This is a genomic window from Nocardioides nitrophenolicus (genome assembly GCF_016907515.1).
GTDB classification, from domain to species: domain Bacteria; phylum Actinomycetota; class Actinomycetes; order Propionibacteriales; family Nocardioidaceae; genus Nocardioides; species Nocardioides nitrophenolicus.
The window spans coordinates 1,129,031-1,154,331 of record NZ_JAFBBY010000001.1; the positions used below are offsets into that span (position 1 = coordinate 1,129,031).

The 25,301-nt window shown below is 72.8% G+C and carries 25 protein-coding genes; 7 read left to right on the top strand and 18 right to left on the bottom strand.

Going from position 1 to position 25,301, the window contains the following annotated elements; genetic code table 11:
* Positions 1-70 precede the first annotated feature (70 nt).
* Genes JOD66_RS05485 through JOD66_RS05495 form a run of 3 tightly spaced genes read right to left on the bottom strand, consistent with a single transcriptional unit; the run spans position 71 to position 3,916 of the window.
* Positions 71-2,116: a vWA domain-containing protein gene (locus JOD66_RS05485; RefSeq protein WP_204835914.1), complete on the bottom strand. Its 2,046-nt coding sequence runs from the start codon at positions 2,114-2,116 to the stop codon at positions 71-73.
* Entirely contained in the window at positions 2,113-2,508 is a 396-nt protein-coding gene (locus JOD66_RS05490) for an OsmC family protein (protein WP_204835915.1), read from the bottom strand. The genes JOD66_RS05485 and JOD66_RS05490 overlap by 4 nt, the downstream gene beginning before the upstream one ends.
* Complete coding sequence (locus tag JOD66_RS05495) at positions 2,501-3,916, bottom strand: MoxR family ATPase (RefSeq protein ID WP_204835916.1); 1,416 nt, start codon at positions 3,914-3,916, stop codon at positions 2,501-2,503. Before JOD66_RS05495 ends, JOD66_RS05490 begins: the two co-directional genes overlap by 8 nt.
* A gap of 49 nt (positions 3,917-3,965) precedes the next feature.
* Between JOD66_RS05495 and JOD66_RS29375 the strand changes: the two genes are divergently transcribed.
* On the top strand, positions 3,966-4,802 hold the full coding sequence (locus tag JOD66_RS29375; protein ID WP_204835917.1) for an adenylate/guanylate cyclase domain-containing protein: 837 nt from the start codon (positions 3,966-3,968) through the stop codon (positions 4,800-4,802).
* Here JOD66_RS29375 and JOD66_RS05505 read toward each other — a convergent pair.
* Positions 4,747-5,571, bottom strand: coding sequence for a phosphatase PAP2 family protein (locus tag JOD66_RS05505; RefSeq protein ID WP_204835918.1), 825 nt, complete (start codon positions 5,569-5,571; stop codon positions 4,747-4,749). The two genes, JOD66_RS29375 and JOD66_RS05505, sit on opposite strands and share 56 nt — an antisense overlap.
* A 92-nt stretch (positions 5,572-5,663) precedes the next feature.
* Between JOD66_RS05505 and JOD66_RS05510 the strand changes: the two genes are divergently transcribed.
* Entirely contained in the window at positions 5,664-6,134 is a 471-nt protein-coding gene (locus tag JOD66_RS05510) for a MarR family winged helix-turn-helix transcriptional regulator (protein WP_204835919.1), read from the top strand.
* Between the two features lie 81 nt (positions 6,135-6,215).
* On the opposite strand, the gene JOD66_RS05515 is transcribed toward JOD66_RS05510, so the two are convergent.
* From JOD66_RS05515 to mshB, 5 genes are all read right to left on the bottom strand, one after another.
* Complete coding sequence (locus JOD66_RS05515) at positions 6,216-7,400, bottom strand: lipid-transfer protein (RefSeq protein ID WP_204835920.1); 1,185 nt, start codon at positions 7,398-7,400, stop codon at positions 6,216-6,218.
* Positions 7,397-7,837 (bottom strand): Zn-ribbon domain-containing OB-fold protein, encoded by a 441-nt coding sequence (locus tag JOD66_RS05520; RefSeq protein WP_204835921.1) that lies wholly within the window; start codon positions 7,835-7,837, stop codon positions 7,397-7,399. Before JOD66_RS05520 ends, JOD66_RS05515 begins: the two co-directional genes overlap by 4 nt.
* 66 nt (positions 7,838-7,903) lie before the next feature.
* Positions 7,904-9,706, bottom strand: coding sequence for a VanW family protein (locus JOD66_RS05525; protein ID WP_204835922.1), 1,803 nt, complete (start codon positions 9,704-9,706; stop codon positions 7,904-7,906).
* A 24-nt stretch (positions 9,707-9,730) separates the two neighbouring features.
* Positions 9,731-10,069 carry a hypothetical protein gene (locus tag JOD66_RS05530; RefSeq protein ID WP_204835923.1) on the bottom strand — a complete coding sequence of 113 codons (339 nt, stop codon included), beginning with the start codon at positions 10,067-10,069 and terminating at the stop codon, positions 9,731-9,733.
* A complete protein-coding gene (mshB, locus tag JOD66_RS05535) occupies positions 10,066-10,992 on the bottom strand; it encodes an N-acetyl-1-D-myo-inositol-2-amino-2-deoxy-alpha-D-glucopyranoside deacetylase (protein WP_204835924.1) in 927 nt (308 codons plus the stop codon). The genes JOD66_RS05530 and mshB overlap by 4 nt, the downstream gene beginning before the upstream one ends.
* A gap of 61 nt (positions 10,993-11,053) precedes the next feature.
* Between mshB and JOD66_RS05540 the strand changes: the two genes are divergently transcribed.
* A complete protein-coding gene (locus JOD66_RS05540) occupies positions 11,054-11,947 on the top strand; it encodes a hypothetical protein (protein ID WP_204835925.1) in 894 nt (297 codons plus the stop codon).
* A gap of 19 nt (positions 11,948-11,966) precedes the next feature.
* The gene (locus tag JOD66_RS05545) at positions 11,967-13,013 is read left to right on the top strand and encodes a hypothetical protein (protein WP_204835926.1); all 1,047 of its coding nucleotides are present in this window, start codon (positions 11,967-11,969) and stop codon (positions 13,011-13,013) included.
* Here the strand turns inward: JOD66_RS05545 and JOD66_RS05550 are convergent.
* Together JOD66_RS05550 and JOD66_RS05555 are read right to left on the bottom strand one after the other, a co-directional pair.
* The gene (locus tag JOD66_RS05550) at positions 12,997-13,284 is read right to left on the bottom strand and encodes a hypothetical protein (RefSeq protein ID WP_204835927.1); all 288 of its coding nucleotides are present in this window, start codon (positions 13,282-13,284) and stop codon (positions 12,997-12,999) included. The two genes, JOD66_RS05545 and JOD66_RS05550, sit on opposite strands and share 17 nt — an antisense overlap.
* A gap of 74 nt (positions 13,285-13,358) precedes the next feature.
* Complete coding sequence (locus tag JOD66_RS05555; RefSeq protein WP_204835928.1) at positions 13,359-14,642, bottom strand: HNH endonuclease signature motif containing protein; 1,284 nt, start codon at positions 14,640-14,642, stop codon at positions 13,359-13,361.
* 89 nt (positions 14,643-14,731) lie between these two features.
* Here JOD66_RS05555 and JOD66_RS05560 point away from each other — a divergent pair, with 89 nt between their 5' ends.
* Positions 14,732-15,772, top strand: coding sequence for a hypothetical protein (locus JOD66_RS05560; RefSeq protein WP_204835929.1), 1,041 nt, complete (start codon positions 14,732-14,734; stop codon positions 15,770-15,772).
* Here the strand turns inward: JOD66_RS05560 and JOD66_RS05565 are convergent, their stop codons facing one another.
* The 5 genes from JOD66_RS05565 to tdh are packed head-to-tail and all read right to left on the bottom strand — an operon-like array spanning position 15,773 to position 21,148.
* Complete coding sequence (locus JOD66_RS05565) at positions 15,773-16,864, bottom strand: threonine aldolase family protein (protein WP_204835930.1); 1,092 nt, start codon at positions 16,862-16,864, stop codon at positions 15,773-15,775.
* Positions 16,843-17,523: an SDR family oxidoreductase gene (locus JOD66_RS05570; protein WP_204835931.1), complete on the bottom strand. Its 681-nt coding sequence runs from the start codon at positions 17,521-17,523 to the stop codon at positions 16,843-16,845. The genes JOD66_RS05565 and JOD66_RS05570 overlap by 22 nt, the downstream gene beginning before the upstream one ends.
* The gene (locus JOD66_RS05575; RefSeq protein ID WP_204835932.1) at positions 17,520-18,890 is read right to left on the bottom strand and encodes a DUF6421 family protein; all 1,371 of its coding nucleotides are present in this window, start codon (positions 18,888-18,890) and stop codon (positions 17,520-17,522) included. Before JOD66_RS05575 ends, JOD66_RS05570 begins: the two co-directional genes overlap by 4 nt.
* Before the next feature lie 33 nt (positions 18,891-18,923).
* A complete protein-coding gene (locus JOD66_RS05580; RefSeq protein ID WP_204835933.1) occupies positions 18,924-20,105 on the bottom strand; it encodes a glycine C-acetyltransferase in 1,182 nt (393 codons plus the stop codon).
* The gene (tdh, locus tag JOD66_RS05585) at positions 20,105-21,148 is read right to left on the bottom strand and encodes an L-threonine 3-dehydrogenase (protein ID WP_204835934.1); all 1,044 of its coding nucleotides are present in this window, start codon (positions 21,146-21,148) and stop codon (positions 20,105-20,107) included. The genes JOD66_RS05580 and tdh overlap by 1 nt, the downstream gene beginning before the upstream one ends.
* A gap of 90 nt (positions 21,149-21,238) precedes the next feature.
* Here tdh and JOD66_RS05590 point away from each other — a divergent pair, with 90 nt between their 5' ends.
* Positions 21,239-22,153 (top strand): LysR family transcriptional regulator, encoded by a 915-nt coding sequence (locus JOD66_RS05590; protein WP_204835935.1) that lies wholly within the window; start codon positions 21,239-21,241, stop codon positions 22,151-22,153.
* Between the two features lie 24 nt (positions 22,154-22,177).
* Complete coding sequence (locus JOD66_RS05595) at positions 22,178-22,645, top strand: nucleoside deaminase (protein ID WP_204835936.1); 468 nt, start codon at positions 22,178-22,180, stop codon at positions 22,643-22,645.
* On the opposite strand, the gene JOD66_RS05600 is transcribed toward JOD66_RS05595, so the two are convergent.
* Together JOD66_RS05600 and JOD66_RS05605 are read right to left on the bottom strand one after the other, a co-directional pair.
* Positions 22,639-23,169 (bottom strand): hypothetical protein, encoded by a 531-nt coding sequence (locus JOD66_RS05600; RefSeq protein ID WP_204835937.1) that lies wholly within the window; start codon positions 23,167-23,169, stop codon positions 22,639-22,641. The two genes, JOD66_RS05595 and JOD66_RS05600, sit on opposite strands and share 7 nt — an antisense overlap.
* Positions 23,166-25,298, bottom strand: a complete 2,133-nt coding sequence (locus JOD66_RS05605) for a transglutaminase domain-containing protein (RefSeq protein WP_204835938.1) — start codon at positions 25,296-25,298, stop codon at positions 23,166-23,168. The genes JOD66_RS05600 and JOD66_RS05605 overlap by 4 nt, the downstream gene beginning before the upstream one ends.
* Between the last annotated feature and the right edge of the window lie 3 nt (positions 25,299-25,301).

Genomic DNA, 25,301 nt, shown 5'->3' on the forward strand with positions numbered 1-25,301 from the left:
GATGCCCGAGCGGCAGGGCCGGGAAACGGCCGGATCCGGTTGTCCACAGCGGCCCCGGATCTACGCGGGATCAGCCCGCCCAGAACCCGCGCGAACCGAACCAGTCGCCGTAGCTGCCCGGCCCGGAGCCACGACCGCCGGGCCCACCGCGGCGCGAGCCGAGGTAGGAGCCGACCACCGCGGCGCCGAGGTCGTCGGACTCGGGGGCGATCACCGAGCCGTCGACCCGGCGGGCCATCGACTCGATGAACCGGGCCAGGCCGGGGTCCTCGCCCAGCCGGAAGAAGGTGGTCTGCGCCCCCAGCCGGCGGGCGTTGTCGAGCTCGCGGACGGCGAGGGCGATGGTCATCGGGTGCGGCGGGTAGGCGAAGTAGACGTCGCCGCTCGACTCGAGGTGGGAGGTCGGCTCGCCGTCGGTGACGACGAGCAGCACCGGCTGGGCGTGGGGATGCTTGCGGAAGTGCCGGTTGGCCAGCAGCAGGGCGTGGTGGAGGTTGGTGCCCTTCGCCCAGCGGGCGTCGAGCGCGGTGAGCTCCTCGATCCGCATGGTCTGGGCGTGCCGGCCGAAGCCGATCAGCTCCAGGCTGTCGCCGCGGAAGCGCGAGCCGATCAGGGTGTGCAGCGCGAGCGCGGTCTGCTTCATCGGCACCCAGCGCCCGTCCATCGCCATCGAGAACGAGGTGTCGACGCACAGCGCGACCGCCGCCTGGGTGCGGGCCTCGGTCTCGGCGACCTCGACGTCGTCGATCGAGAGCAGCGGGCCGCCGGGCTCGCCGGCACGGCGCAGCACGCCGTTGAGGATGGTGCGCGGCAGGTCCCACGGCTCGGTGTCGCCGAACTCCCAGGCCCGGGTCGCCCCGGACAGGTCGCCGGCCGCGCCGGCCTGGCGTACGTCGCGCTGGCCCTGGCGCCCGGACATCCGCTGGGCCACGTCGCGCAGCAGGGCCTTGCCGAGCTGGCGCATCGCCTTGGGCGTGAGCCGCAGCTCGCCGTCGAAGCCGCGCTCCATCGCACCCGACTCGCGCAGCGCCTTCTCGAGCTCCTGGAGCTTGCGGGCGTCGACCGCGGCCTCGTTGCCGAGCTGGCGGGCGAGCTTGTCGAGGTCGACCCAGGAAAGATCAGCGGAGCCGAGGCGGGCGCCGCCAGGATTGCTCGCCTGGGCCAGCTGGTCGGCCAGTGCGTCGAGGTCGGCGAGGTCCTGCAGCACGCCGGTGCCGTCGCCGAGGCCGAGGCCGGTGGTCGAGGGGTCGCCGTCGCCGAACTGCTCCGAGCCGCCCCAGTCCTCGCCCGGGCGCAGCGCCATCAGGTTCTGGTCGAGCCGGCCGAGCTGGTCCATCAGCGCCGGCGAGCCGAACGCCTGGGCGGAGAGCTGCATCAGCTCGGCGCGCTGCTCGGGACTCATCGAGTTGAGCATCCGCTGCGCGGCCGCCGAGCGCTGGGCGAGCGCGTCGAGCAGCTCGTCGACGTCCTGGGGGTTCTCGGGGAAGTGCTGGCCGTGCTTGGCCATGAAGTCCGCGAAGTCCTCGGGCGTGTCCTCGCCGCGGGCATGCTTCTCGAGCAGGTCGTTGAGGTCGCCGAGCATCTCGCTGATGGCCTGCCGGTCCTCGTCGGTGGCGTTCTCGAGGGCCTGCTTCATGCCGGCGAAGCGCTGGTCGAGCAGCTCGCGGCCGAGCAGGTCCTTGATCTGCTCGAAGGCCTCGCGTGCCTCGCGGGACTGCCAGTCGTAGTCGCCGAGCTCGGTGACCGCGGCCGCCGGCGAGTCGGGCAGGTTCTGCAGCCGCAGCTCGCGGAAGGCGCGGTCGCCGTCGTCCATCATCGCGTCGCGGGCGAGCTGCTTGCGCTCCTCGAGGACCGCCTTCTCGAGCAGCTCACGCACCTCGTTGAGCGTGCCGTCGAGGTTGTGGCGCTGGAGCAGCTCACGGCGCCGCTCGGCCACCCGCCGGGCGAGGTCGTCGAGGCCGGCCTGGTCCTGCCCGCCGCGGCGCAGGAACTCGCGCATCGCGCGCTCCGGGCTGTAGCCGGCCATCACGTCCTCGCCGATCGCGTCCAGTGCCTCGGCGATGTCGACGGGCGGGGCGAGCGGGTCACCGCCGTCGTAGCGGCGGTAGCGGCTCACGGCTCCCTCCTTCGTACGTCGGCGCCGGCGCGCAGCGCGCGGGGGATCTCGGCCACCTCGTCGACCACCTCGAGCAGCAGCCGTACCGTGTCGGCGGGCGCGGTGGTGTCGAGCACGACGTCGTAGTCGATGCCGGTCGAGGTCCAGACGTCGTCGAAGCCGCCGTCGGCGGTGACCGCCACCCCGTGCACGGGTACGTCGAGCCGCTGGGCCTCGCGGTAGGTGTCGTTGAGAACGCACAGCGCCACCGCGAGATGGAGCACCTGGGCGCCATTGGTCGCGGGGCCGGCGAGCACGCCCTCCTCGGTCCAGGTGTGCGGCAGCACGACCCCCTCACCTGCGCGGAGGGTGCCGGACGAGACCCGCACGCCGAACGGGGAGGGATCAGCCATAGATGGTCTCCACGCCGTCGGAGTCCTTGCCGATCTTGCGGGCCAGGAAGAGCCCCTCGAGGGCGAGCTCGATCGCGGCTGCGCGCTCGCCGTCGGTGCGTCCGCCACCCGATCCGTTCACCCGCTCGCAGACCTGGTCGTAGAGGTCGGACTCCCCCAGCACCGGCAGGCCGGTGAGCACGTCGCGGGCGGTGACCTGGCCGCCGGTGACGACGGTCGCGCCCTCCTCGATGGCGTCGACCAGCAGCGCGAAGTCGAGCCCGCGGAAGCGCTCCCGCACGGTCTCGGCGGTGGCCGTGCGCAGCAGGTGGGTGAGGATCTCGGCCTCCCGGCCCTCCTCGCCCGACTCGAACTCGATCTTGCCGCCGAGGACGTCGACCGCGGTCTCCAGGTCGACCACCCGGGCGACCGCCCGGTCCTCCCCCTGGATGGTCGCCCGGCGCAGGGCCGCGGCGGCGATGGTCTCGGCGCCGGCGATCGCGAACCGGGCGGAGACGCCGGAACGCTGGTCGACCGCGCTGGACTCGCGCAGGTTGCGGGTGAAGCGGGCCAGGATCTCGACCAGGAAGTCGGGTACGTCGACCCGGTCGGGCAGCAGGTCCGCCTCCTGCCGGATCACGGCGATCTCAGCGTCGAGGGCGCGGGGGTAGTGGGTGCGGATCTCGGCGCCGAAGCGGTCCTTGAGCGGGGTGATGATCCGGCCGCGGTTGGTGTAGTCCTCCGGGTTGGCGGAGGCGACCACGAAGACGTCGAGCGGGAGCCGCAGGACGTAGCCGCGGATCTGGATGTCGCGCTCCTCCATCACGTTGAGCATCGCGACCTGGATCCGCTCGGCGAGGTCGGGCAGCTCGTTGATGGCGACGATGCCCCGGTGCGAGCGGGGGATCAGCCCGAAGTGGATGGTCTCGGGGTCGCCCAGGGAGCGGCCCTCGGCGACCTTCATCGGGTCGACGTCGCCGATCAGGTCGGCGACGCTGGTGTCGGGGGTGGCCAGCTTCTCGGCGTACCGCTCGTCGCGGTGGCGCCAGGAGATCCGCAGCTCGTCGCCGTAGGACGCCACGGCGGCCTTCGAGGCCACCGTGACCGGCTCGTAGGGATGCTCGCCGAGCTCGGAGCCGGAGATCACCGGCGTCCACTCGTCGAGGAGCCCGACCAGGGTGCGCAGCAGCCGGGTCTTGCCCTGGCCGCGCTCGCCCAGCAGGACGACGTCGTGGCCGGCGATGATCGCCCGCTCGAGCTGCGGGATGACGGTGTCCTCGAAGCCGTGCAGCCCGGGCCAGGGGTCCTCCCCCGCAGCGAGCCGGGCCAGCAGGTTGTCGCGGAGCTCGGCGCGCAGCGGCTTGAGCGCGTGGCCGGAGGCACGGAGCTCGCCGAGGGTGGAGATCGTCGGAGCCGGAGTGGTCACCATCTCACGCTACTGCGGCCCGCAAGGGGTTTCCTGGCCCTAGTCTTCGACCGTGGCGATCGTCGTCGGGGTCCTGTGCGTGCTGCTGGTCGGCCTGCTCGGCCTGGTGCTGGCGTTCGCGCGGGACCGCGGGCAGCTGCAGCGCCGGCTCGCCGACACCCAGGCGCACGTCGCCCAGCTCGAGTCGGACCTCGACGCCGCGCTGCGGCCGCCGCCCCCGACCAACTCGGCGGAGCGCGCCGTACGCCGGGTGATCCGGACCGCGTCGAAGGTCCGCTCCCACGGGATCACCGGCCTGATCCAGTCGACGGTGGAGGACCTGCAGACCTGGGCGAGCGATGCCGAGCGGGCCGACATCCTGAACATGGCCGCCTCCGACGGCACGGTCACCCTGTTCTTCTCCGACATCGAGGACTCCACGCCGCTCAACGACCGGTTGGGCGACGCGACCTGGGTCAAGGTGCTCGCCGCGCACGACCGGGTGCTGCGCGGCCAGATCGAGAGGTATCGCGGCCAGGTCGTCAAGACCGCGGGCGACGGCTTCATGGTCGCCTTCCGCGACACCGAGGCGGCCTGCCGCGCCGCGCTCGGCATCCAGCGCGACCTGCCGCGCGACGTCACCCTGCGCCGCCACGGGCCGATCCTGGTCCGGATCGGCATCCACACCGGCCAGGTGGTCGCCCGCGACGGCGACTACTTCGGCCGCAACGTGGCGATGGCCGCCCGGGTCGCGAACCTGGCCCACGGCGGCGAGATCCTCGCGAGCGACGCGGTCCGCGAGGCGCTCGACGACGACGCCGCGCTGACCCTCGTGGAGCGGGACGCGGTCGAGCTCAAGGGGCTCGCGGGAGAGCACGTGGTGTGGGAGATCCTGCCGCCGGCGGGCTGACCCGGCGCGACTCGACGGCACGGATGACCAGCTCGACCACCAGATAGCCGGCCACCACGCAGGCGCCGCCGGCGAGCACGTCGAGAACGAAGTGGTTGGCCGTGGCGAGCACCACCAGCACCTGCAGACCGGGATACGCGACCGCGACGATCCGCCACCGGGTCCGCCCGAAGCCCCAGAGCTGGACGGCACACCACAGCGACCAGCCGAAGTGGAGCGAGGGCATGGCGGCGTACTGGTTGGTCGCGTCGCCGAGGCCCCGCGGCGCGGACGCGGCCGACCCCCACCAGCCGTAGTCGGCGAACTGGGCCATCACGTCGATGGTGCCGAGCTCCGGCATCAGCCGCGGCGGCGCCGTGGGCAGCAGGGCGTAGCCGACCAGCGCGATCGCCGAGGCGGCCACGAGCGCCCAGTAGCCGCGCCAGTACTGGCGCCCGCCGCGGCGCCGCGACATCAGCAGCACGGCCGGCGTCATGGCGTAGTGCATGAGCGCATAGAAGTAGCAGGCGGCGACGGCGAGGGCGGGTACGCCGAGGAGCCACCCGTTCAGCCGGAGCTCGACGGCGTCGAACAGGCCACCCTCGAGGCCGGCGATGGCCCGGGCGCGGGCGATCGCGGCGACCGGGTCGTCGCCCCAGCCCGCACGGATCAGGTTGTAGGCCGCGAACAGGGCGATGAGGACGCCCATCTCGACCAGCAGCGCCCGCCAGCCGGTCAGCCGCGCCCGCGCCGGCGCCGGCGAGGTGGTGACGGTCGCGGTGGCGGCCACGGCGAATCCTCTCCCACAGCGGATGTGTATTCTGCATATGCAGAGTACACAGAGCCCGTAGGATGGCGCCACCGGATGACGGAGGGGGAGAGATGGACGCGGCCGCGGAGTGCACCGAGGCCCTGGGCGGCGGCCCGGGAACGGACCCGGCGCGTGCGGTCGCCACGGCCTTCTCCCGCCTCGAGGCGCACCGCCGCGGCTGGGAGCAGCGCACCCCCCTCGGGGTCGCCGAGATGCGCCTGCTCTGGCTGCTCCGGAGCGCCGAGGAGTGGACCCTGCGCGACATCACCGCCCACCTCGGGCTCGAGCAGTCCACGGTCAACCGGCAGGTCAACGCGGCGGTCTCAGCCGGGCTGGTGACCAAGCTGCGCACGCCCGGCCAGCCCAGCTTCGGCTTCCGCGCGTCGGACGAGGGAGTGCGGCGCTTCGAGGCGTGCGTCGGAGAGGTGCTCGGCCGTTACCAGCACGCCCTCGACGCGCTCGGCGAGGACGCCGAGCGGTTCGTGGACCTGCTCGACCGCTTCGTCGACGACCTGGTGGCCGAGCGTCCGGGCGCCGACTGAGCGTCGTATCTGACGGACGGGCTGTGAACTCGGCGAATTCACGACCCATTCGTCAGATACGACGAGCCGACCCGGCCCAGATCAGCGGGTGAGGATCACCGACGAGCCGTGGCCGAACAGGCCCTGGTTGGCGGTGATGCCGACCCGGGCGCCCTCGACCTGACGGCCCTCGGCCCGGCCCTGGAGCTGCCAGGTGAGCTCGCAGACCTGGGCGATCGCCTGCGCCGGCACCGCCTCGCCGAAGCAGGCGAGGCCGCCCGACGGGTTGACCGGGATCCGGCCGCCGAGCGTCGTGTCGCCGGCGCGGAGCAGGGCCTCGGCCTCGCCGCGCTTGCACAGCTGCAGGTCCTCGATCCAGTCCAGCTCGAGGGCGGTCGAGAGGTCGTAGACCTCGGCGACGTCGACGTCAGCGGGGTCGACGCCCGCCTCGTCGTACGCCGCCTGGCCGATCGACTCCTTGAAGGTGCGCTCCGGCACCCCGGTCACGGCCGAGCAGTCGGTGGCGAGCAGGGGCATGTCGATGACCGTGTTGGGGAAGGTCGGGGTGACCGTGGAGACCGCGGCGACGGTGACCGGCGAGGCGATGCCGTGCCTCTTCGCGTACTCCGCGCTGGTCAGCACCACCGCCGCGGCGCCGTCGGAGGTCGCGCAGATGTCGAGCAGGTGCAGCGGGTCGGACACCATCGGCGAGGCGAGCACCTCCTCGACCGACGACTCCTTGCGGAAGCGCGCGTACGGGTTCTCCAGGCCGTGCCTGGCGTTCTTGACCTTGACCTGCGCGAAGTCCTCGGCGGTGGCGCCGTAGAGGTCCATCCGGCGCCGGGCGTAGAGCGCGAAGTACGCCGGGTTGGTCATGCCGAGCAGCCGGAAGCGGAGCCAGTCGGGGTCGTTCCACCGCTCCCCCGCGTTGGGCGCGAGGAAGCCCTTGGGGGTGGTGTCGGCGCCGACGACGAGCGCGACCTCGCTCAGGCCGGCCAGGATCCGGGCCCGCGCGGTGTCGATGGCCTGGGCACCGGTCGCACACGCGGCGTACGACGTCGCGATCCGGGCGCCGTTCCAGCCCAGGGCCTGGGCGAAGGTCGACCCGGCGACATAGCCGGCGTACCCGTTGCGGACGGTCTCGCCGCCGACGACGAGGTCGACGTCGGCCCACGCGATGCCGGAGTCCTGCAGCGCCGCACGGGCGGCGTGCACGCCGTACTCGGTGAAGTTGCGGCCCCACTTGCCCCAGGGGTGCATGCCCGCACCCGCGATCACGACGCTCATGCGGCCACCGGCTTCCAGCGGTAGATGGTGCGCTCACCGGTCTCGTCGACGTTCAGCGTCTCGATGACGAGCTCGACCTGCGCGCCGACGCGCAGGTCGCTCACCCCGAAGCCGTCGGCGACCTGCCCGAGCACGACGATGCCCTCCGGCAGCTCGACCGCCGCCAGCGCGAACGGCTGGAACGGGTCGGCGGCCGGGAGGTACGGCGCGGGCGGCTGGTACTGCGCGTCGGTGTAGGACCACACCGTGCCCCGCGGCGAGAGCTCGACGCTGTCGTGCTCCTGGCCGTCGCAGGCGGGATTGCGGCAGTAGAAGGTGGCGGCGCCGGCGTCGGAGGACACCGGCGGGAACACCAGGTTGCGGCACGCGGTGCAGCGCGAGGCGAGCAGCCGCGGCTCCTCACCGGTGGTGAACCAGCCCTCGATCACAGGGGTCATGGCCCGCACCCTACCAAGCAAGTGCTTGGCTAAGCGAGGGCCGGTCGGCGCGGGGCGAGCCGGCGGCTACTCCCCCGGGTCCGGACTGCCACCGGCGGGCGGAGCCGGCTTCTCGCACTTGACCGTGTCGGCGGGCGTGTAGACCGTGTGGAACTTCTCGGTGTGGTCGACCGCGCTGTCGCCGTGCTTGCGGAAGATCCGGGTGACGTCGACCTGGAAGCCGGACCAGCCGGTGTTCGGCTCGCAGTCGGGGGTGGTGAGCGTGCGGACCTTCGGCGGCACCGTGGCGTAGCGCCCCGAGGTCTGGGAGTCGATGTCCCACTTCTTGGTGGACCACATCTGGACGGTGACCTTGCCCTGGCGCGACCAGGTGCTCGGGACCACCCAGGCGTGGATGAGGACGCCGTACTCGGTGTCGTTCTGGAAGCGCAGGTCGACCGTCGGCCACGCGACGGTGGCCTCGCGGCCGACCGGGTAGCGGTCGATGTAGAACGAGTGCGGCTTGTGCTGGATGTCCTTGAGGCCCGCGAAGAACATGGCGTTGAAGGTGGTGGTCGCCATCTGCGAGACGCCGCCGCCGAGGTCCTTCTTGAGGATGCCGTTGCTGATGATGTAGCCCTCGGTGAAGCCGTTGGCGGCGGTGCGCTCGCCGACGATGCCGTTGAGCGAGAACTCCTCGCCCGGCTTGAGCAGGGTGCCGTCGATCAGCTCGGCGGCACGGCCGATGTTGATGTTGCGGTAGTCGGCGTGGGGGTAGTACGTCGAGAACTCGGAGACCTTGTCGACGATCTTGAGGTTCTCGGCGTCCTTGGTCGTGAACGCGGCGTCGGTGACCTGCGCGGTGACCGGGCCGCTGCGCGAGCCGTCGGGGGCGGTGAGCAGGCCGAGGAAGACCTGAGCCGCCTCGCCGGAGTCGAAGGTGACGCCGGGCTTCGCCGGGACGATCTTCGGCTTCCCCTTCTTGTTGATCTTCACCGTCGCGTCCACCGGCGCACCGTTGGCGGTGGCGCCCTTGACCAGCTCGGTCAGGGCGGCCTCGTCGACATGGGGGGCGAGCTTGCCGTTCTCGGGCCGCATCGAGAGGACCGGGGCGAACTTGGCCGGGGTGAGCTTCACGTCGTTCTCGCCGAACTGCAGCGTCACCGGGTTCGCCATCGCGGGGTTGGCGAAGGAGTCGAGCGCCTCGGCGACGTCGGCGGCGTCGATGTCGGGCTGCGCGGGGGCGACCTCGAGCTCGACGGCCTTCTCACCCGACAAGAAGGCGTCGGTGATCGCGGTCCGCGCCTGGTCACGGTCGACCGCCTGGCCGGCCTGCGGCTGGGTGGTCTGCACGCCGTCGGAGGTGAAGGTGACCGTGCCGTCCTGGGGCGGCGTGCCGAGGCCGTCGGAGAGCTCGGTGAGCTTCTCGTCGAGCAGCCTCTCGTCGACGTCGACGACGGCGTCGACCTTGCCACCGCCGGTGAAGTAGTCCCACTGGCGCGCCGGGCTCCACGAGTCGCCGGCACCGGCCGCGTCGACGGACGCGGCGTAGTCGATCGCCAGGCCGATCTCGCCCGGCTGCACCTTCGCGTCGTTGACCTTGCCGCTCGCGCCCTGGTGTCCGACCCGGACCGTGATCGGGGAGTCGGCACGCGAGCCGAAGGTGTCCTCGAGCTTGGCGATCGCGGCCGACCGGGTCAGCCCGCCGACCTCGACCCCGGAGATGGTGGTGCCGGTCGGGACCTTGTCGCCGGCGACCGCGTGCGCGGCGGCGTACCCGCCACCGGCGAGCAGGACGAGCAGGACGATGACGACGACGACGATCCTGCCGCCGGGGCGCTCGGCCTTGCCGCCCGTCTCCCCACCCGTGTCAGACTCCCAGAAGGTCACCGCGACATCCTAAAGAGGGCTTGCTCACCCTTCCGCATTCCCGGCCGTGGTGCGCCGGGGCAGCAGGCCGACGAACCCGGAGCCGAGGACCACCGCCCCGGTCGCGAGGAGCAGGTAGCCGGACGCGTCGTTGGCGATGACGTAGTCGCCCTCCGGCCGCGGCACCGAGGCCACGCCCAGCACGGCCGTCCAGCCCGCCGCGAACGGCAGTCGGCGCCACCAGCCGCCCGGCAGCGCCACCAGGGTGGCGGCGGACGCGGCGATGCCGAGCCCGAGGCCCCAGCCGTAGCCGTGCAGCGCCACCGAGGCCAGCCCGACCACGGCTCCGAGGACCAGGCAGGCGAGCGCGACCAGGACCTTCACTCGCCGGGAATGCCGGCGAACAGGTCGGTCTCCCAGCCCGTCTCGGGGTCGAGCGGACCGGCGGCGCCCTTGACCAGCCGGTACTGCTCGCGCCCGAACGCCTGCGCGCCCACGTTGTTGGACAACGCGAAGAACGGCCCGTCGGTGGTGATCTGAGTGGCGTGCGCACGCAGGGCGTCGAGCTTCTGCGCGACGTGCTCGCTCGCGTCGACCTCGCAGGTGATGTCCTCGTCGGGCCGGAACATCGGCGGCAGGTCGCCGTCGGGGTCCATCCCCTCGAAGGTGGTGGTGTCGCCCGCCTCCCGCAGCCGGCGCAGGCCCTCGCGGATCCGGCTCTCCGAGATGGCACCCCAGTAGATCTTCGCGATCTCCCAGGGCGCGCCCAGGTCACGGCGGTACGACGGCGCGGCGGCCAGCTGGGCGGCGTACATCGCGACCCGGTGGGCCTGGATGTGGTCGGGGTGGCCGTAGCCGCCGAACTCGTCGTACGCCACCAGCACCTGGGGCCGCACCTCCCGGATGACCGCGACCAGGTGGGTGGCGGCCTCGGTGAGGTCGGCATTCCAGAAGGCGTTGGCGTGGATGTCGTCGGCCGCCACGGCGTGGCCGTCCTCGTGCCACTTCATGCCGGAGTCGCGGTAGGTGCCGAAGCCGCCGAGGAAGCGGTGGTCGGTGACCCCCAGCGCCTTCATCGCGGCCTCCAGCTCGCCGCGGCGGTGCTCACCCAGCCGGTCCTCCTTGTCGGCCGCGAGGTGCTCGAGCTCGGGGACCAGGATCTCGCCCATCTCACCCGCGGTGCAGGTCACCAGCGTGACCCCGCGCCCGTCCGCGACGTACTTCGCCATCGTGGCGCCCTGGCCGATCGACTCGTCGTCGGGGTGGGCGTGCACGAGGAGCAGCCGGTGGGCGGCAGTTGCGGTCATGAGGACGAGCGTAATGATGGGCCCCATGCGGAACCCCGGGCGCCTCGCTCTGCTCCTCGTGATGACCGCCTCGTCCCTCTCCGGGTGTGCCCTCCTCGACGGGAGCTCGCGGCTCGAGGAGGCGCTGGAGTACCTGCCCGCCGACGCCACCACGGTCACCTTCGTCGACCGGGCGGCGATCGCCGAGCGGGTCGGCGACGGGTCGCCGGAGACCGCGTACGGCACCGAGCTGTCCCGCTGGTCGGAGGTCATGGACGAGGCCGCCTTCGACGACTCCGACGTCGAGTGGGAGGCGGTCGCGAGCGGCGAGGGGGTGGGCCGGGTCTGGAAGATGTCCGACGACCTCGACTTCGACGCCGTCGCCGCCGACCTCGAGGACGCCGGCTACGAGCGATCCGGCTCCGCCGACCGCCCCGTCTTCACCGTCGACCTCGCCGCCGCCGACGAGAACGGCCTGGTCGGCGGCCGCTACCCCGCCGTCTGGCTCACCCTCGCCCTCGTCCCCGACGAGGAGCTGATCGTCTCCGGCTCCGAGGTCTCGGCGCTGCTCGACGCCGTCGCCGACCACGCCGACTCCCTCGCCGACGCCGGCAGCTTCGGGGACCTGCTCGACACGGCTGAGGACCAGGACGGGCTGGAGTACGCCGGACTGACCGTCGCCCCGCCGTGCGGCGGGTCCGCCCGGCCCGGCCCGGACGGGATGGCCCTGTTCGTCACCCCCGACGAGGTCACCGGCGTCCGGCTGTTCGCGGACGACGAGGCGGCGACGGCGGACGCCGAGGAGCTGACGTCCTCCCTCGACGAGCAGGCCGGTGACACCGGGTTCGACGCCGATCTCGACGTGGAGGCGGACGGGCGGACGGTGCGCGCCGAGGCGGGTCCCGGCGACCGGCGGGTCATGGCGCAGGCCTGGACGCGGCTGGACGGCCCGTTCGCCTGCCCGCCGGCGACGTAGCGCTGCATACTCCTTGCGCATGGGGACCATTCCGGGCCGCTTCGTCGCGGCCGTCGTCATCGCGCTCGTCGGCACCGCGCTGGCCGGCTGCTCCGGAGTCGGCGACGGTGCCGGCAGCGCCGACGACGCACCGCCGACGGAGCCGGCGACGACCCGGCTCGAGCAGGCGCTGCACTACCTCGCACCCGGCGGCGGCCCGGTCGCCTTCTTCGACCGCACCGCCTTCGCGACGCGGCTGGGCCTGGAGGACCTGGAGACCGGGGCGCCCGACGCCGACGTCGCCCGCTGGTTCGACGCCGCCCGGGCCGAGGACTTCCTGCTCGAGAACACCAAGCTGACCAACTACCTGCGGCTGATGCAGGATGCCACCTTCAGCGAATTCGACGTCGAGTGGCAGCTCGCGGAGACGCGCGCCGGCACCACCGTCCTGCGGATGTCCGACGACCTCGACCTCGACGAGGTCGCCGACGACCTCGTCGCCGCCGGCTTCGAACCCAGCGGCCCCAAGGCGAGACCGATCCTCCGTCCCGATCTGGCGCGGTCCGACGACAACGGCATGCTCGGCGGCAGGTACCCGTCGATCGAGCTGTGGGACGTCGCGCTGGTGCCGGAGAAGCACCTGATCGTCACGGGTCATCACGTCGCCGAGGCGCTCGAGGTCATCGACGGCGAGACCGAGTCCCTCGCGGACGCCGGCACCTACGACGCCCTGCTGGCGCTCGACGGCGACCCGGCAACGGTCGAGTACGCCGGGCTGACCGGCGGCACCTGCACGCTCGACGGCGAGGACGCCGGCGGGTCGGGCGCCGCGCTCTTCCTCCACCCCGACTCGACAGTCCGATGGTTCCGGGCCTTCGCCACCGCGACCGCAGCGCAGGACGACGCCACCGCCCTGGGTGCCGCCGTCGCCACGGAGAAGCCGGACCGCAAGGCCCTGTCCGTCCGGGCCGACGGTGCCGTGGTGCGGATCGAGGCCGCGTTCGCGGACCGCGTCCAGCTCACGACCAGCTACCGCGTGGTCGAGGGCAGGACGGCCTGCAGCGGCACGGTCACTCCGGACGCTTGACCCGCTTCGGCGCGTCCGGAAGCGGCAGCACGAAGCCCGCCTTGGTGGGCGCGGCCGGGGTCTCGTCGTCGTAGTCCAGCCAGCCGTCGTAGGTCTCCACGAGCATCTCCAGCTGGATCTCCGGGGCGTCGGTGAGGACCGCCCACGGGTGGTCCTCGTCGTCGTCCTCGCCGGCGAGGCGCTCGCGGACGACCTCGGCGGCGAAGCCGCCCCGGACCAGTACCAGCGCGGCGGCGCGCGCGTCGTCCTCGTCGAAGAAGATGCCCCGCATGGGTGCCATTGTCCCAGACTCGGGCGTGCCGACGCCCCCGCGGACCAGAGTTCGCGGGGTGCGGGGCAGGGGCACTACTCGTCGGGTGGCGGCAGGGGGTGGGTGCCGCGGTGGTCGACGCGGAACCGGAACCCGGACGGGCTGGTCCACACGTAGGTCGCGGGGTCCGGGATGTCGTAGCGCCAGCGGGAGTGGGTCTTGGCGCGGTGGTGGCGTCGGCACAGTGGAACCAGGTTGCACGGACAGGTCGGTCCACCCGCACCGTGGGGGCGATGGTGGTCGAGGTCGCACCGGGTGCTGGGGCGGGTGCAGTGGGGGAACCGACAGGTCGGATCGCGCAGCGCGACGCGGGTGCGGTGGCGGTCGGGGATCTCGTAGGAGTCGACCGGCACGTGGTCGGCCAGGTCGATCACCGGCCGCACGATGATCGTGGTGTCACGGGCCTGGAGCCATTCACGGACCTGAGCGGTGGTGACCGGGCAGCGGCCCTCGTCCCACCGTGCGACCCGGTTGGCCCCGACCAGGCTGGTGTCGGTGACGTGCACGTTCAACACCACCTTGCGGCCCGGGACGGTCGCGACCACCTCACCGGTGTCGGGGTCCGGGACCAGCAGGTCGAGCGCCAGATCCTGGCGGGCCAGCTCGGCGGCCGCCTTGGACCGCCGCACGTCCAACGACGACTCATCGCCGAGCCGACCCAACACCTCAGCCCGACGGGCGACCGCGAGGTCGAGGTCGCGCCCGTCAGCAGCATCCAGCAGCGCGTCGAGGTGGACCAGACCGTGCTGGTCGACCTCCCCGACGTCGAAGCGACGCTGGTCGGCAGCGACCTGGCGGTCGGCTTCGGCCCGCTCGGGGTCGAACCGCAGCGTCGCCTCGGCGACGAGGCGTTCGAGCTGGGCCCACCCGACCCCGGAGGCGTCGTACAGCTGTCGGTCCACGAACGCCGCCGCCTCAGCGCACAGAGCGTGGGTGAGGTCGGCGATCCGTTCGGCGCGCCACGGCGCCAGCCGGCCGGCCAGGACCGCGGCGTAGACCCGGGGCAGCCGCCACGCACAGGCAAGCACGCGTCCGACATAGGCCCGGCCACCGTCAGGGGTGCGGCCCAGGACCGCGACCAGCTCCATCAGCGCGAACTCACTGACCAGCGGCGCACCGTCGCCCGCGACCGGGACACCGGTGTCGAGGAAGCCCCCGGCGATCGTCGCCGCGCCCTCGGGACCGATCACGATGTGGTCGCCGGCCCACTCCACGATCGTGGCCCATTCGCGAATGAGGGAGGCTTGGCGGCCTTCGACCTCGGCACGCAGCCGCGACAGCAGCGAGACTGTCGCGCGGGGCCGGGTTCCGAGATCCATGACCGGATGCTCCCACCAGGGTCCGACACAATCGGACCACCGACCGCTCACGGCGTCCGGGCCACGAGGCCTGGGCTACCGTGGCCGCCGTGTCCGGACTGCACCTCACCCGCACCGCCGAGAACAGCGACGAGATCGAGGCCCTGGTCGCGGCCCTGACGGCGGACGGCGGTGGCCGGGTGGGGATGGCGGGGATGGCTCCCGACCTGCCGCTGCGGCTGCGCCGCACGCTCGCGCCGCTCCCCCGCCTGCTGGGACGCAAGGTGAGCCGGGCCTGGACCTGGGAGGCCGCGGACCGGCGCGACCCGAACTGGTACCCGCAGGGCATCACCACCTCGGTCCGCACCGGCTTCCGCGAGGCGCACGGGCACGACCTGCTCGTCACGTCCTGGTACGCCCGGAAGGCGGGGGGCTCGCGGATCAGCGTGGTCGACGTCGAGCGGCGGCGCTACGGCCACGTGCTGCTGGTGGTGCCGACGCTGGTCGACGGCAAGGCGGGCTTCCGGCCGCTGAAGGTGCACGCCGGCGGCATCGTGTGGCACGGCGACCACCTCCATGTCGCGGCGACCGGCGCGGGGATCCACAGTGCCCGGGTGGCCGACGTGCTGCGGGTGCCGGCCGGGTCGGCGTACCACACCTTCGGGCACCGCTACCTGCTCCCGGTCCGGTTCACCCAGCAGAGCGGGCACGACGAGGGCGTGGAGCGGCTGCGCTACTCCTTCCTCACCCTCGACCGCAGCGACGACAGTCCGACCCTCGTCGTGGGCGAGTACGGCAGCGCGAGCCAGACCCGGCGGGTGGCGCGCTTCGCGCTCGACGCCGACAGCGGCCTGCCCCGCCACGAGGTCGACGGCCGGGCGGTGGCGGACGTCGACGACCGTGGGGTGCCGCGGATGCAGGGCGTGGCCGCGGTCGACGGCACGTACTACATCACCCGCTCACGTGGCCGGAGCAAGCCCGGCAGCATGTACGTCGGCCGCCCGGGCGCGCTGCGCGAGCACCGGTGGGCGACGCCCCCGGGACCCGAGGACCTGGTCTGGTGGCCGGAGACCGGCTGCCTGTGGTCGGTCAGCGAGCACCCGCGCCGGCGCTGGGTGTTCGGGATGCGCCGCGCGGACCTGCCGGGCTAGTCAGCCTCGCGCCAGCTCCTCACGCAGCGCCGCGAGGAAGGCGTCGACGTCGTCCTCGGTGGTGTCGAAGGAGCACATCCACCGCACGTCGCCGGCCGCCTCGTCCCAGAAGTAGAAGCGGTGCCGCTCCATCAGCCGGCGGCTGACGTCGTGGGGCAGCCGGGCGAACACGCCGTTGGCCTGCACCGGGTAGAGGATCTCGACGCCGTCGAGCTCGCGGACGCCCTCGGCCAGCCGCTGCGCCATCGCGTTGGCGTGGCCGGCGAGGCGCAGCCAGAGGCCGTCGGCGAGCAGCGCCTCGAACTGCACCGACACGAACCGCATCTTGCTGGCCAGCTGCATCGACAGCTTGCGCAGGTGCTTGAGGTGGCTGACGCCCTCGGGGTTCAGGATCACGACGGCCTCACCGGCCAGCGCACCGTTCTTGGTGGCACCGAAGGAGAGCACGTCGACGCCGGCGTCGGAGGTGAACGACCGCAGCGGTACGTCGAGTGCGGCCGCCGCGTTCGCGAGCCGGGCACCGTCGAGGTGCAGCCGCATGCCGAGGCCGTGGGCGTGCTCGGCGAGCGCGCGGATCTCGTCGGGCGTGTAGAGGGTGCCGAGCTCGGTGGACTGGGTGATCGAGACGACCTGGGGCATCGCGCGATGCTCGTCGTCGAAGCCCCACGCCTGCCGGTCGACGAGCTCGGGCGTGAGCTTGCCGTCGGGGGTGGCGACGGGGTGCAGCTTGAGCCCGCCCATCCGCTCGGGGGCGCCGCCCTCGTCGACGTTGATGTGGGCGGTCTCGGCGCAGATCACCGCGCCCCAACGGTCGGCGAGGGCCTGCAGGCCGACGACGTTGGCGCCGGTGCCGTTGAAGACGGGGTACGCCTCGACGCCGCCGCCGAACAGGCCGGCCATGATCGTCTGCAGGTGCTCGGTGTAGGCATCCTCGCCGTAGGACACCTGGTGGCCGCCGTTGGCGAGCGCGATCGCGGCCAGCACCTCGGGGTGCACGCCGGCGTAGTTGTCGCTGGCGAACTGGCGGGCCTCGGGGTCGTGCCGCCGCTCGGCAGCGGTCGATCCGGTGGTCAGGGTCGCGGCGTCAGCCACAGTCGCTCTCCGTTCAGCTCGGCGCTCGGCCGGTCCCACAGACCGGCGATCGTCTCGGCCAGGTCGTCGACGTGGGTGAAGCCGTCGAACGCGGCGCCCGGGCGGGCAGCGCGCATCGCGTCATCGAGCAGGGCCTTGACCACCAGGATGGTAGCGGCGGCTTCCCCGCCCGAGCGCCCGAAGGCGTGGGCCAGGGCGAGGGTCCAGGCCTCGGCGGCGGCCTTGGCGGCGGCGTAGGCCGCGTTGCCGGCCGTCGGCGTGCCGGCGCCGGCGGCGCTGACCACGACGAACCGGCCACCCGACTCCACGAGCGCCGGCTGCGCGGCCAGCGAGGTGTGCTGCAGGGTGCGGACCAGGAGCGGCTCGAGCACCGCCCAGTGGTCGAGCGCCTCGGCCGTCAGGCCCTTGCCACCGCGCCAGCCGCCGACGAGGTGCACCACCCCGTCGAGGCGGCCGTGCGCGGCCACGATGCCGTCGACCCAGGCGCGGGTCGCGTCGGCGTCGAGCAGGTCGACGACGCTGGTCTCGGCGTCCAGGCCCTCGAGTCGCGCCCCGTCGGCGTCGGCGGCGGCGACCACGACACCGGCCGCCGCGAGCCGGCGGACGACGGCACGACCGGCCGGGCCGCCGGCTCCGGCGACCGCGATGACCCGGGTCATGCGGCGGCGGTGATGCCGCGGGTCTCCGCGATGACGTGCTTGAGCTTCTTGGCCAGCGCCTCGAAGAACATGCTCAGCGGGAACTCGTCGGCGAGGACGTCGTCGACGAGCTCGCGCGGCTGCTTGGAGAAGTCGAGCGCGTCGGCGCCCCGGGCCCACTTCGAGGCCGGGTGGGGCGCGAGGTAGCGGCTTACCAGCGCGTAGGCGGCCTGCCAGTGCACGATCTTCGGCCGGTCGATGCCGTCGCGGTAGAGCTGCTCGATCTCGGTGCACAGCGCATTGGTCACCTGGCGCGCGAGCTCCCAGTCGATGCGCAGCTTGTTGTCGGTCCAGCGGATCGCGTCGTGCTGGTGCAGGTAGGCGAACAGCAGCTGGCCGCCCAGCCCGTCGTAGTTGCGGGTGCGCTCGCCGGTGACGGGGAACCGGAACATCCGGTCGAGCAGGATGGCGTGCTGGGCGTCCGCGGCGACCGCGTTGCCCTCGGCCTCGAGCTCGACGGCCGCCTTGAACGCGGTCAGGTCGCAGCGCAGCTCCTCCAGGCCGTACATCCAGAACGGCTGGCGCTGCTTGATCATGAACGGGTCGAACGGCAGGTCGCCGTGGCTGTGGGCGCGGTCGTGGATCATGTCCCAGAGCACGAAGGCGTCCTGGCTGCGCTGCTGGTCCTCGAGCAGCCCGCGCACCTCGTCGGGCAGCTCGACGCCGAGCAGGTCGACGGCGGCGGTGCCGACGCGACGGAAGCGGGCGGCCTCGCGGTCGCAGAAGATGCCGCCCCAGCTGAACCGCTCGGGCACCTCGCGCACGGCGACGGTCTCGGGGAAGAGCACGGCCGAGTTGGTGTCGTAGCCGCTCGTGAAGTCCTCGAAGGCGATGCCGCAGAACAGCGGGTTGTCGTAGCGGGTGGCCTCGAGGTCGGCCAGCCACTCTGGCCAGACCATCCGGAACACGACGGCCTCGAGGTTGCGGTCCGGGTTGCCGTTCTGGGTGTACATCGGGAACACGACCAGGTGCTGGCGGCCGTCGACCCGCTCGGCGGCGGGCTGGAAGGCGAGCAGCGAGTCGAGGAAGTCGGGCACGCCGAAGCCCGCGTCGGTCCAGCGCCGCAGGTCCGCGACCAGGGCGCGGTGGTACGCCGCGTCGTACGGCAGCAGCGGCGAGAGCTCCTCGACGGCGGCCACGACCTGGTCGACCGCGGCGGCGACCGTGTCACGGGACGGGGCGCCGTCGGCGGCGAGGTCGACGGATCCGTCGGCGAGCTGCCAGGTGCGGATCCGCTCGACGACGTCCTTCAGGGTGTGCCAGGCCGGGGCGTCGACCACGGCGTCGCGGGTGTCGATCCGGTCAACGAGAGAAAGAACGTCCGTCATGTCTCCCATTAGACAGGAAATCTTCCTGTTCGATCAAGCCTGCGCCGCCTCACGTCCGGCCACGAATGCCGCCACGCACCGCCGTACTTGGTCCTCGGTGTGCGCCGCGGAGAGCTGCACGCGGATCCGGGCCGCGCCGCGAGGGACCACCGGGAAGCTGAAGGCGGTCACGTAGACGCCGTGCTTCTGCATCTCGTCGGCCACCCGAGCGGTCAACGCGGCGTCGCCGAACATCACCGGGACGATGGGGTGCTCGCCGGGCAGCAGGTCGAAGCCCTCGGCCTCCATCAGCTCGCGGAAGAGCGCGGCGTTGGCGCGCAGCCGCTCGCGCAGCTCGCCGGAGCCCTCGACCAGGTCGAGCGCGCGCAGCGTGCCGGCGACGATCGAGGGGGCGAGGGTGTTGGAGAACAGGTACGGGCGCGAGCGCTGGCGCAGCAGCGCGACGATCTCGCGGTGCGAGGAGACGTAGCCGCCGGACGCGCCGCCGAGCGCCTTGCCGAAGGTGCCGGTGTAGATGTCGACCCGGTCGGCGACCCCGCACAGCTCGGGCGTGCCGCGCCCGCCTTCGCCGATGAAGCCGACGGCGTGGGAGTCGTCGACGAAGACGAGCGCGTCGTACCTCTCGGCGAGATCGCAGATCTCGCGCAGCGGCGCGAGGTAGCCGTCCATCGAGAAGACGCCGTCGGTGACGACGACGCGGAAGCGGGCGTCGGCGGCGGCCCGCAGCTGGGCCTCGAGGTCGGCCAGGTCGCGGTTGGCGTAGCGCAGCCGGCGCGCCTTGGAGAGCCGGATGCCGTCGATGATCGAGGCGTGGTTGAGCGCGTCGGAGATGATCGCGTCCTCCGCGCCGAAGAGGGTCTCGAAGACGCCGCCGTTGGCGTCGAAGCACGACGAGTACAGGATCGTGTCGTCGGTGCCGAGGAACTCGGAGAGCCGGCGCTCCAGGTCGAGGTGCTGCTCCTGGGTGCCGCAGATGAAGCGGACGCTGGCCATCCCGTAGCCCCACTCGTCGAGCGCGCCGCGGGCCGCCTCGAGCAGCCGCGGGTCGTCGGCGAGGCCGAGGTAGTTGTTGGCGCAGAAGTTCAGCACCTCCGCGCCGTCGGCGACGATCTCGGCCTGCTGCGGGCCGCGGATGCCGCGCTCGCGCTTGGTCAGGCCGGCCTGCTCGATGCCGTCGAGCTCGGCGGTGAGATGATCCCTGAAGTTCCCGTACATCACAGCTCCGTCCAGTCCAGAACAACCTTGCCGACCCCGGCGGATGCCGCGATCTCGAATCCCCGCTCCCACTCGCGCGCCGGCAGGCGGTCGGAGATCACCGAGCCGATCGCCGTGCGCAGGGTGCTGCTCGACTGCAGCATCGCGCCCATCGCGTTCCAGGTCTCGAACATCTCGCGGCCGTAGATGCCCTTGAGGGTCAGCATGTGCGTGACGACCTTCCCCCAGTCGATCGCGAACGGCGCGCTCGGCAGGCCGAGCATGGCGATCCGCCCGCCGTGGTTCATGTTGTCGATCATCTGCGGCAGTGCCGACGGGGCGCCACTCATCTCGAAGCCGATGTCGAAGCCCTCGCGCATGTGCAGGCTCTGCTGGACGTCGGCCACCGAGCCGACCGACACGTCGACGACCGCGTCCGCGCCCATCGCCCTGGCCAGGTCGAGGCGGGCCGGGCTGACGTCGGTGCCGACGACGTACCGGGCGCCGACGTGGCGCGCGACAGCGATCGCCATCAGCCCGATCGGGCCGCAGCCGGTGACCAGCACGTCCTCGCCGACGAGCGGGAACGCGAGCGCGGTGTGGACCGCGTTTCCGAGCGGGTCGAAGATCGCGCCGAGGTCGGGGTCGACGTCGGGATGGTGCACCCAGACGTTGCCGGCGGGCAGGCTGAGGTACTCCGCGAACGCGCCGTCGCGCTGCACGCCGAGACCGATGGTCCGGATGCACATCTGGCGGCGGCCGGCGCGACAGTTGCGGCAGGTGCCGCACACGATGTGCCCCTCGCCGGACACCCGGTCGCCGACGGCCACGTCGGTGACGAGCGGACCGACCTCGACCACCTCGCCGTAGAACTCGTGGCCCGGCGTGAGCGGCGCCCGCACCGCACCGGCCGCCCACTCGTCCCAGCGCAGGATGTGGAGGTCGGTGCCGCAGATGCCGGTGCGCAGCACCTTGATGACCACCTCGGCCGGCCCGCAGGCCGGGTCGGGGCGGTCGACGAGCGTGAGCCCCGGCGCCGCCTCGGCCTTGTAGAGCGCCTTCATGGCTCCATTGCAGCGCTCGCCGACCGTGCAGAGCAACGGGGACTTCCTGCACCATCCTTGAAGTGTTCGCTTCACAGTAGAGTCATCGGCGTGGAGGTCCACCAGCTCACCGTCCTGCGCGAGCTCGGCGCGCTCGGCAGCGTCACCGCCGTGGCCGAGGCGCTCCATGTCTCCCCCTCCGCGGTGTCCCAGCACCTCGCCGCCCTCCAACGCCAGTTCGGTACGCCGCTCACCCGTCGCACCGGCCGGGTGCTGACCCTCACCGACGCCGGCCGGGTGCTCGCCCGGGCCGGCGCCGAGGTCATCGACGCGATGGCCGCCGCCCGCGGCGCGGTCGAGGAGTTCGAGGGGGCGCCCGGCGGCACCGTCACGCTGAGCAGCTTCCACAGCGCCGGACAGGCGGTGTTCGGGCCGCTGCTGCGCGAGCTCGGCGCCCATCCCGACGTACCCGACCTGCGGCTGACCGACGAGGACGTCGCCCAACGCGACTTCCCCGCCCTCACCGCGCAGTACGACCTGGTCCTCGCGCACCGGATGGAGCACAGCCCGCCCTGGCCCACCGACGACCTGCACGTCGTCACCCTGGCCCGCGAGCCCCTCGACGTCGCGCTGCCCGCCGGCCACCCGCTCGCCACCCGCCAGCGGCTGCGTCCGCGCGACGTGGTCGGCGAGCGTTGGGTGACCAGCCGGGTCGGCTACTCCCCCGACGACGTCCTCATCGCCGTCTCGGCCCTCACCCGCCGCCACGCCGAGGTCGTCCACCGGGTCAACGACTACGGCGCGGTCGCCGCGCTCGTCGCCGCCGGCTCGGGGATCGGGCTGCTCCCCCGCTACACCTCAGCGCACCCGGACGACGACGTGGTGCTCCGCCCGCTCCACGGCCTGAGCACCAGCCGCACGATCGACGTCCTCGCCCGGCCCGAGACGCTGCGCCGGCGCTCCGTGCAGCGGGTGGTCCAGGCGCTGCGCCGGGTCATGGAGCGGCTCGTCGACCCGCACGGTTGACCGCGGCCCTGTTGAATGGCCCCCATGAGCGAGGAGACCTGGCTGGCGCGCGCGGTCGAGCTGGCGACGGCCAACGTGGCCGACGGCGGCGGCCCGTTCGGCGCGGTGATCGTCCGCGGCGGCGCGATCGTGGCCGAGGGCCAGAACCGGGTCACCCGCGACCTGGACCCCACCGCCCACGCCGAGGTGCTGGCGATCCGCGCGGCGTGCACGGCGCTCGGCACCTTCGATCTCGCCGGCTGCGTGCTCTACACCTCGTGCGAGCCCTGCCCGCTGTGTGTCTCCGCCTCGCTGTGGGCCCGCCTGGACCGGGTGGCGTACGCCGCCGACCGCGACGACGCCGCCCGCGGCGGGTTCGACGACCGGGCGTTCTACGAGCTGTTCGACCGGCCGCGCTCGGAGTGGTCGATGGAGGTCGGCCAGGTCCGGCTGGCCGGCTCCGCCGCGCCGTTCGACGCCTGGCTGGCGCACGAGGGCCGCACGGCCTACTGAGCCAGCACCGCCACGGTCACCACCGTGACCAGGACGCAGATCAGCAGGCCGACCACGAACCCCACGCCCAGCAGCACGCCGTAGCCGACCCGGCGCACCCGTACGCCCGACCGCCGCGCGGCCAGGAGGAAGGCGGGGCCGCCCTGCCGGGCGAACGCGGAGGCGTCGGCGGCTACGTTGCCGGCGCGCGCCGCGGTACTGCCCAGGTGGGGGCCGTGGCCCGCGGCGAGATGGGCGGCGCCGCCGGCGACGCCGAGCGCCGCGCCGAGCACCGGACCGAGCGGGCGGGCCAGCACCGGGTAGGTCCGGCCGCCCGCGGTCACGGTGATCCGCTGCGCGGCCGAGGACACGCCGGCGAGGTGCGCCGGGACCCGGAAGACGTCGACGAAGCCGGTCGGGCTCTCGCCCGGCGCGAGCAGCGCGACCACGCCGTCCTCGACGACCAGCCAGACGGGCACCGCGCCGCCGGGCACCATCCAGTAGCCCTGGAAGGCGCCGCGGGGCTGCGGGTAGTGGGCGCTCATCGGGTGGCGTACTGGCCGAGGTAGGCGTCGGACATCCAGGTGTCCCGCTCCGTGCGCAGGGCGTCGCCGGTGAACTGCGCGTCGCGGATCAGCAGGTACTTCGTGCCCGACTGGGGATTCCAGGGCCCGCGCGGGTCGTTCCAGGTGACGTCGACCGCGCGCCAGCTGTCGCCGACCTTGACCTTGTTCCACGCGTGCCCACCGCCGTCGGCCAGCTCGCCCGAGACGACGACCGACTCGATGCCGGCCTCCTCGGCGAGGGCCTGGAAGGCGTAGGCGTAGCTCATGCACACGCCGGTACCGCTGACCAGGATCCCGTCGGTCTCCCAGGCGTAGCGGAAGCTCGCCGGGGTGTCGGAACGGTACTTGCCCGGTGACGCGTCGATCGCGGCGTGGTCGTAGTCGGCGTTGTCCACCAGGTAGCGGTTGATGGCCGCCACCTTGTCGGACACGCTCATCCCGGACGAGATCTGGCTCTTCACGACCTCCGCGGCCCGGTCGGCGATCCTCTTCTGCCGCGACTGCAGCTCCGTCACGGAGTACGCCGCCTCGACCTGGATCACGGTGCCGTCGAACGAGAAGGTGTCGAAGTACGCCAGGGCATAGGGGTTCTGGTAGACCGCCTCGCTCAACGCGTCCTGGACGTCGGGCAGACCCGGCTGGTCGGCGAACGCGGAGAGGTCGATGGCCGTGGCGCCCGCGATCAGCTGCTCGGCGATGAACGTCGTGAGCTCGTTGCTGCCGAACACCGGGTAGTCCGGCGGGGGCAGCTCCGGGGCGGGCTTCTTCGGCAGGTCGGCCCGGATCACGATGCCGGCCTCGTCCAGCCCGGCGAGCGGGTAGTCGCGCCGCGCGCGCTCGTTGAACGTCGCGACCGCGGCGTCGATGTCGTCGACGGCAGCGACGGGGATCCGGACCGGATCCACCAGCCGGGTCCCCCGGCCCCGCAGCGGGACCACCCAGTCGGTCCCGTCGCGGGTCACCTCGGCGCGATCGACGCTCGCACCGGTCGCCCGGGTGGAGCCGTCGATGGAGACGAACAGGAACCGGCTCGGCAGCGCGGCCAGACCGCGGTTGACGATGTCCGCTCCCTGGTCCCACGTCCGGTCCGAGCGGACCGGCAGGGTCTCGAGGCCGTTGAAGTCGATCGGCGCCATCACCGACGGCGTGCGGTCGACGACCGCGACGACGCCGAGCCGGGCGTCGACCCTCTCGGGGACCAGCTGCGGCAGGGACGCCTGGGTCGAGCCGTCGACCGTGGTCAGCTTCAGCACCTCGTTCTGGGTGCAGCTGTGGAGGCACTTCTTCGTCGCAGCCGACGACCAGGTCGCCTCGGTCGTGCGACCGAGCACCTGCACGGTGTCGTCGAGGTCGGCGCGCCGCTGCTCCAGCACGACGAGGTACTCGCTCGCGCCCTCGACCCGGGTCCACTGCAGCAGCGCGTCGCCGTCGGGGGTCACCGTCGAGGTGACCTGGGCCGGCGCCGTGGTCTCGGCGACGAAGTCGACCTGCCTGACGAGGGGTCGCGGCCGCTTCGTGCCGTCGGGCGTGAGGTACTGGACGACGTACACGTGCGGGTTGAGGTTCCAGAACGTGCCGAGATCGGCCAGCGTGCCCTTCGCCTCGCCGTCCCGCCGCGTGATGTGGGTCCGCTGGACCCGCAGCGGCGTGATGGCCAGGTGCGGGTCGTCGTCGGAGGAGGTCAGGTCCGGCAGGATCGTGATCGGCACCGGCTTGGTCAGCGCCGCGTCGGCGTACACCTCGATCTTGCCGGGGTCGCCCCGCCAGGGATCCTCGGCGTCGGCGTCGTACGTCGCCGCGATGCTCAGGTCGGCATGGGTGCCGACGCCGGAGACAGCCGTCGAATAGTCGTAGCCCGGCACCGCGCTCTCGACCTCGGCGGTCGTCGGGAGCTCCGCCCGGGAATCCTCGAGCAGCCGCTCGCGCAGCGCCTCCGACCGGCTCTCCCGCTCCTCCTTCTCGTCGTCGCCACCGAGCACCAGGACCACGGTGAGACCGACGACCAGGACGATCACGAGGCTCAGCGAGCCGAGGACGGCCAGCCAGGGGAAGCGCCGTTGCGGCGCCGGCGGCGGTGCGGGCCAGCCCGGCGGGTGGGGAGCCGACATCAC

Excerpts from the sequence above, each read along its gene's own strand:
- JOD66_RS05495 (WP_204835916.1), bottom strand. The coding sequence starts at position 3,916 with ATGGTGACCACTCCGGCTCCGACGATCTCCACCCTCGGCGAGCTCCGT.
- JOD66_RS05515 (WP_204835920.1), bottom strand. The coding sequence starts at position 7,400 with ATGAGCGTCGTGATCGCGGGTGCGGGCATGCACCCCTGGGGCAAGTGG.
- JOD66_RS05545 (WP_204835926.1), top strand. The coding sequence starts at position 11,967 with ATGGGGACCATTCCGGGCCGCTTCGTCGCGGCCGTCGTCATCGCGCTC.
- JOD66_RS05550 (WP_204835927.1), bottom strand. The coding sequence starts at position 13,284 with ATGCGGGGCATCTTCTTCGACGAGGACGACGCGCGCGCCGCCGCGCTG.
- tdh (WP_204835934.1), bottom strand. The coding sequence starts at position 21,148 with ATGAAGGCGCTCTACAAGGCCGAGGCGGCGCCGGGGCTCACGCTCGTC.
- JOD66_RS05570 (WP_204835931.1), bottom strand. The coding sequence starts at position 17,523 with ATGACCCGGGTCATCGCGGTCGCCGGAGCCGGCGGCCCGGCCGGTCGT.
- JOD66_RS05595 (WP_204835936.1), top strand. The coding sequence starts at position 22,178 with ATGAGCGAGGAGACCTGGCTGGCGCGCGCGGTCGAGCTGGCGACGGCC.
- JOD66_RS05520 (WP_204835921.1), bottom strand. The coding sequence starts at position 7,837 with ATGACCCCTGTGATCGAGGGCTGGTTCACCACCGGTGAGGAGCCGCGG.
- mshB (WP_204835924.1), bottom strand. The coding sequence starts at position 10,992 with ATGACCGCAACTGCCGCCCACCGGCTGCTCCTCGTGCACGCCCACCCC.
- JOD66_RS05555 (WP_204835928.1), bottom strand. The coding sequence starts at position 14,642 with ATGGATCTCGGAACCCGGCCCCGCGCGACAGTCTCGCTGCTGTCGCGG.
- JOD66_RS05510 (WP_204835919.1), top strand. The coding sequence starts at position 5,664 with ATGGACGCGGCCGCGGAGTGCACCGAGGCCCTGGGCGGCGGCCCGGGA.
- JOD66_RS05600 (WP_204835937.1), bottom strand. The coding sequence starts at position 23,169 with ATGAGCGCCCACTACCCGCAGCCCCGCGGCGCCTTCCAGGGCTACTGG.
- JOD66_RS05605 (WP_204835938.1), bottom strand. The coding sequence starts at position 25,298 with ATGTCGGCTCCCCACCCGCCGGGCTGGCCCGCACCGCCGCCGGCGCCG.
- JOD66_RS05490 (WP_204835915.1), bottom strand. The coding sequence starts at position 2,508 with ATGGCTGATCCCTCCCCGTTCGGCGTGCGGGTCTCGTCCGGCACCCTC.
- JOD66_RS05580 (WP_204835933.1), bottom strand. The coding sequence starts at position 20,105 with ATGTACGGGAACTTCAGGGATCATCTCACCGCCGAGCTCGACGGCATC.
- JOD66_RS05575 (WP_204835932.1), bottom strand. The coding sequence starts at position 18,890 with ATGACGGACGTTCTTTCTCTCGTTGACCGGATCGACACCCGCGACGCC.
- JOD66_RS05540 (WP_204835925.1), top strand. The coding sequence starts at position 11,054 with ATGACCGCCTCGTCCCTCTCCGGGTGTGCCCTCCTCGACGGGAGCTCG.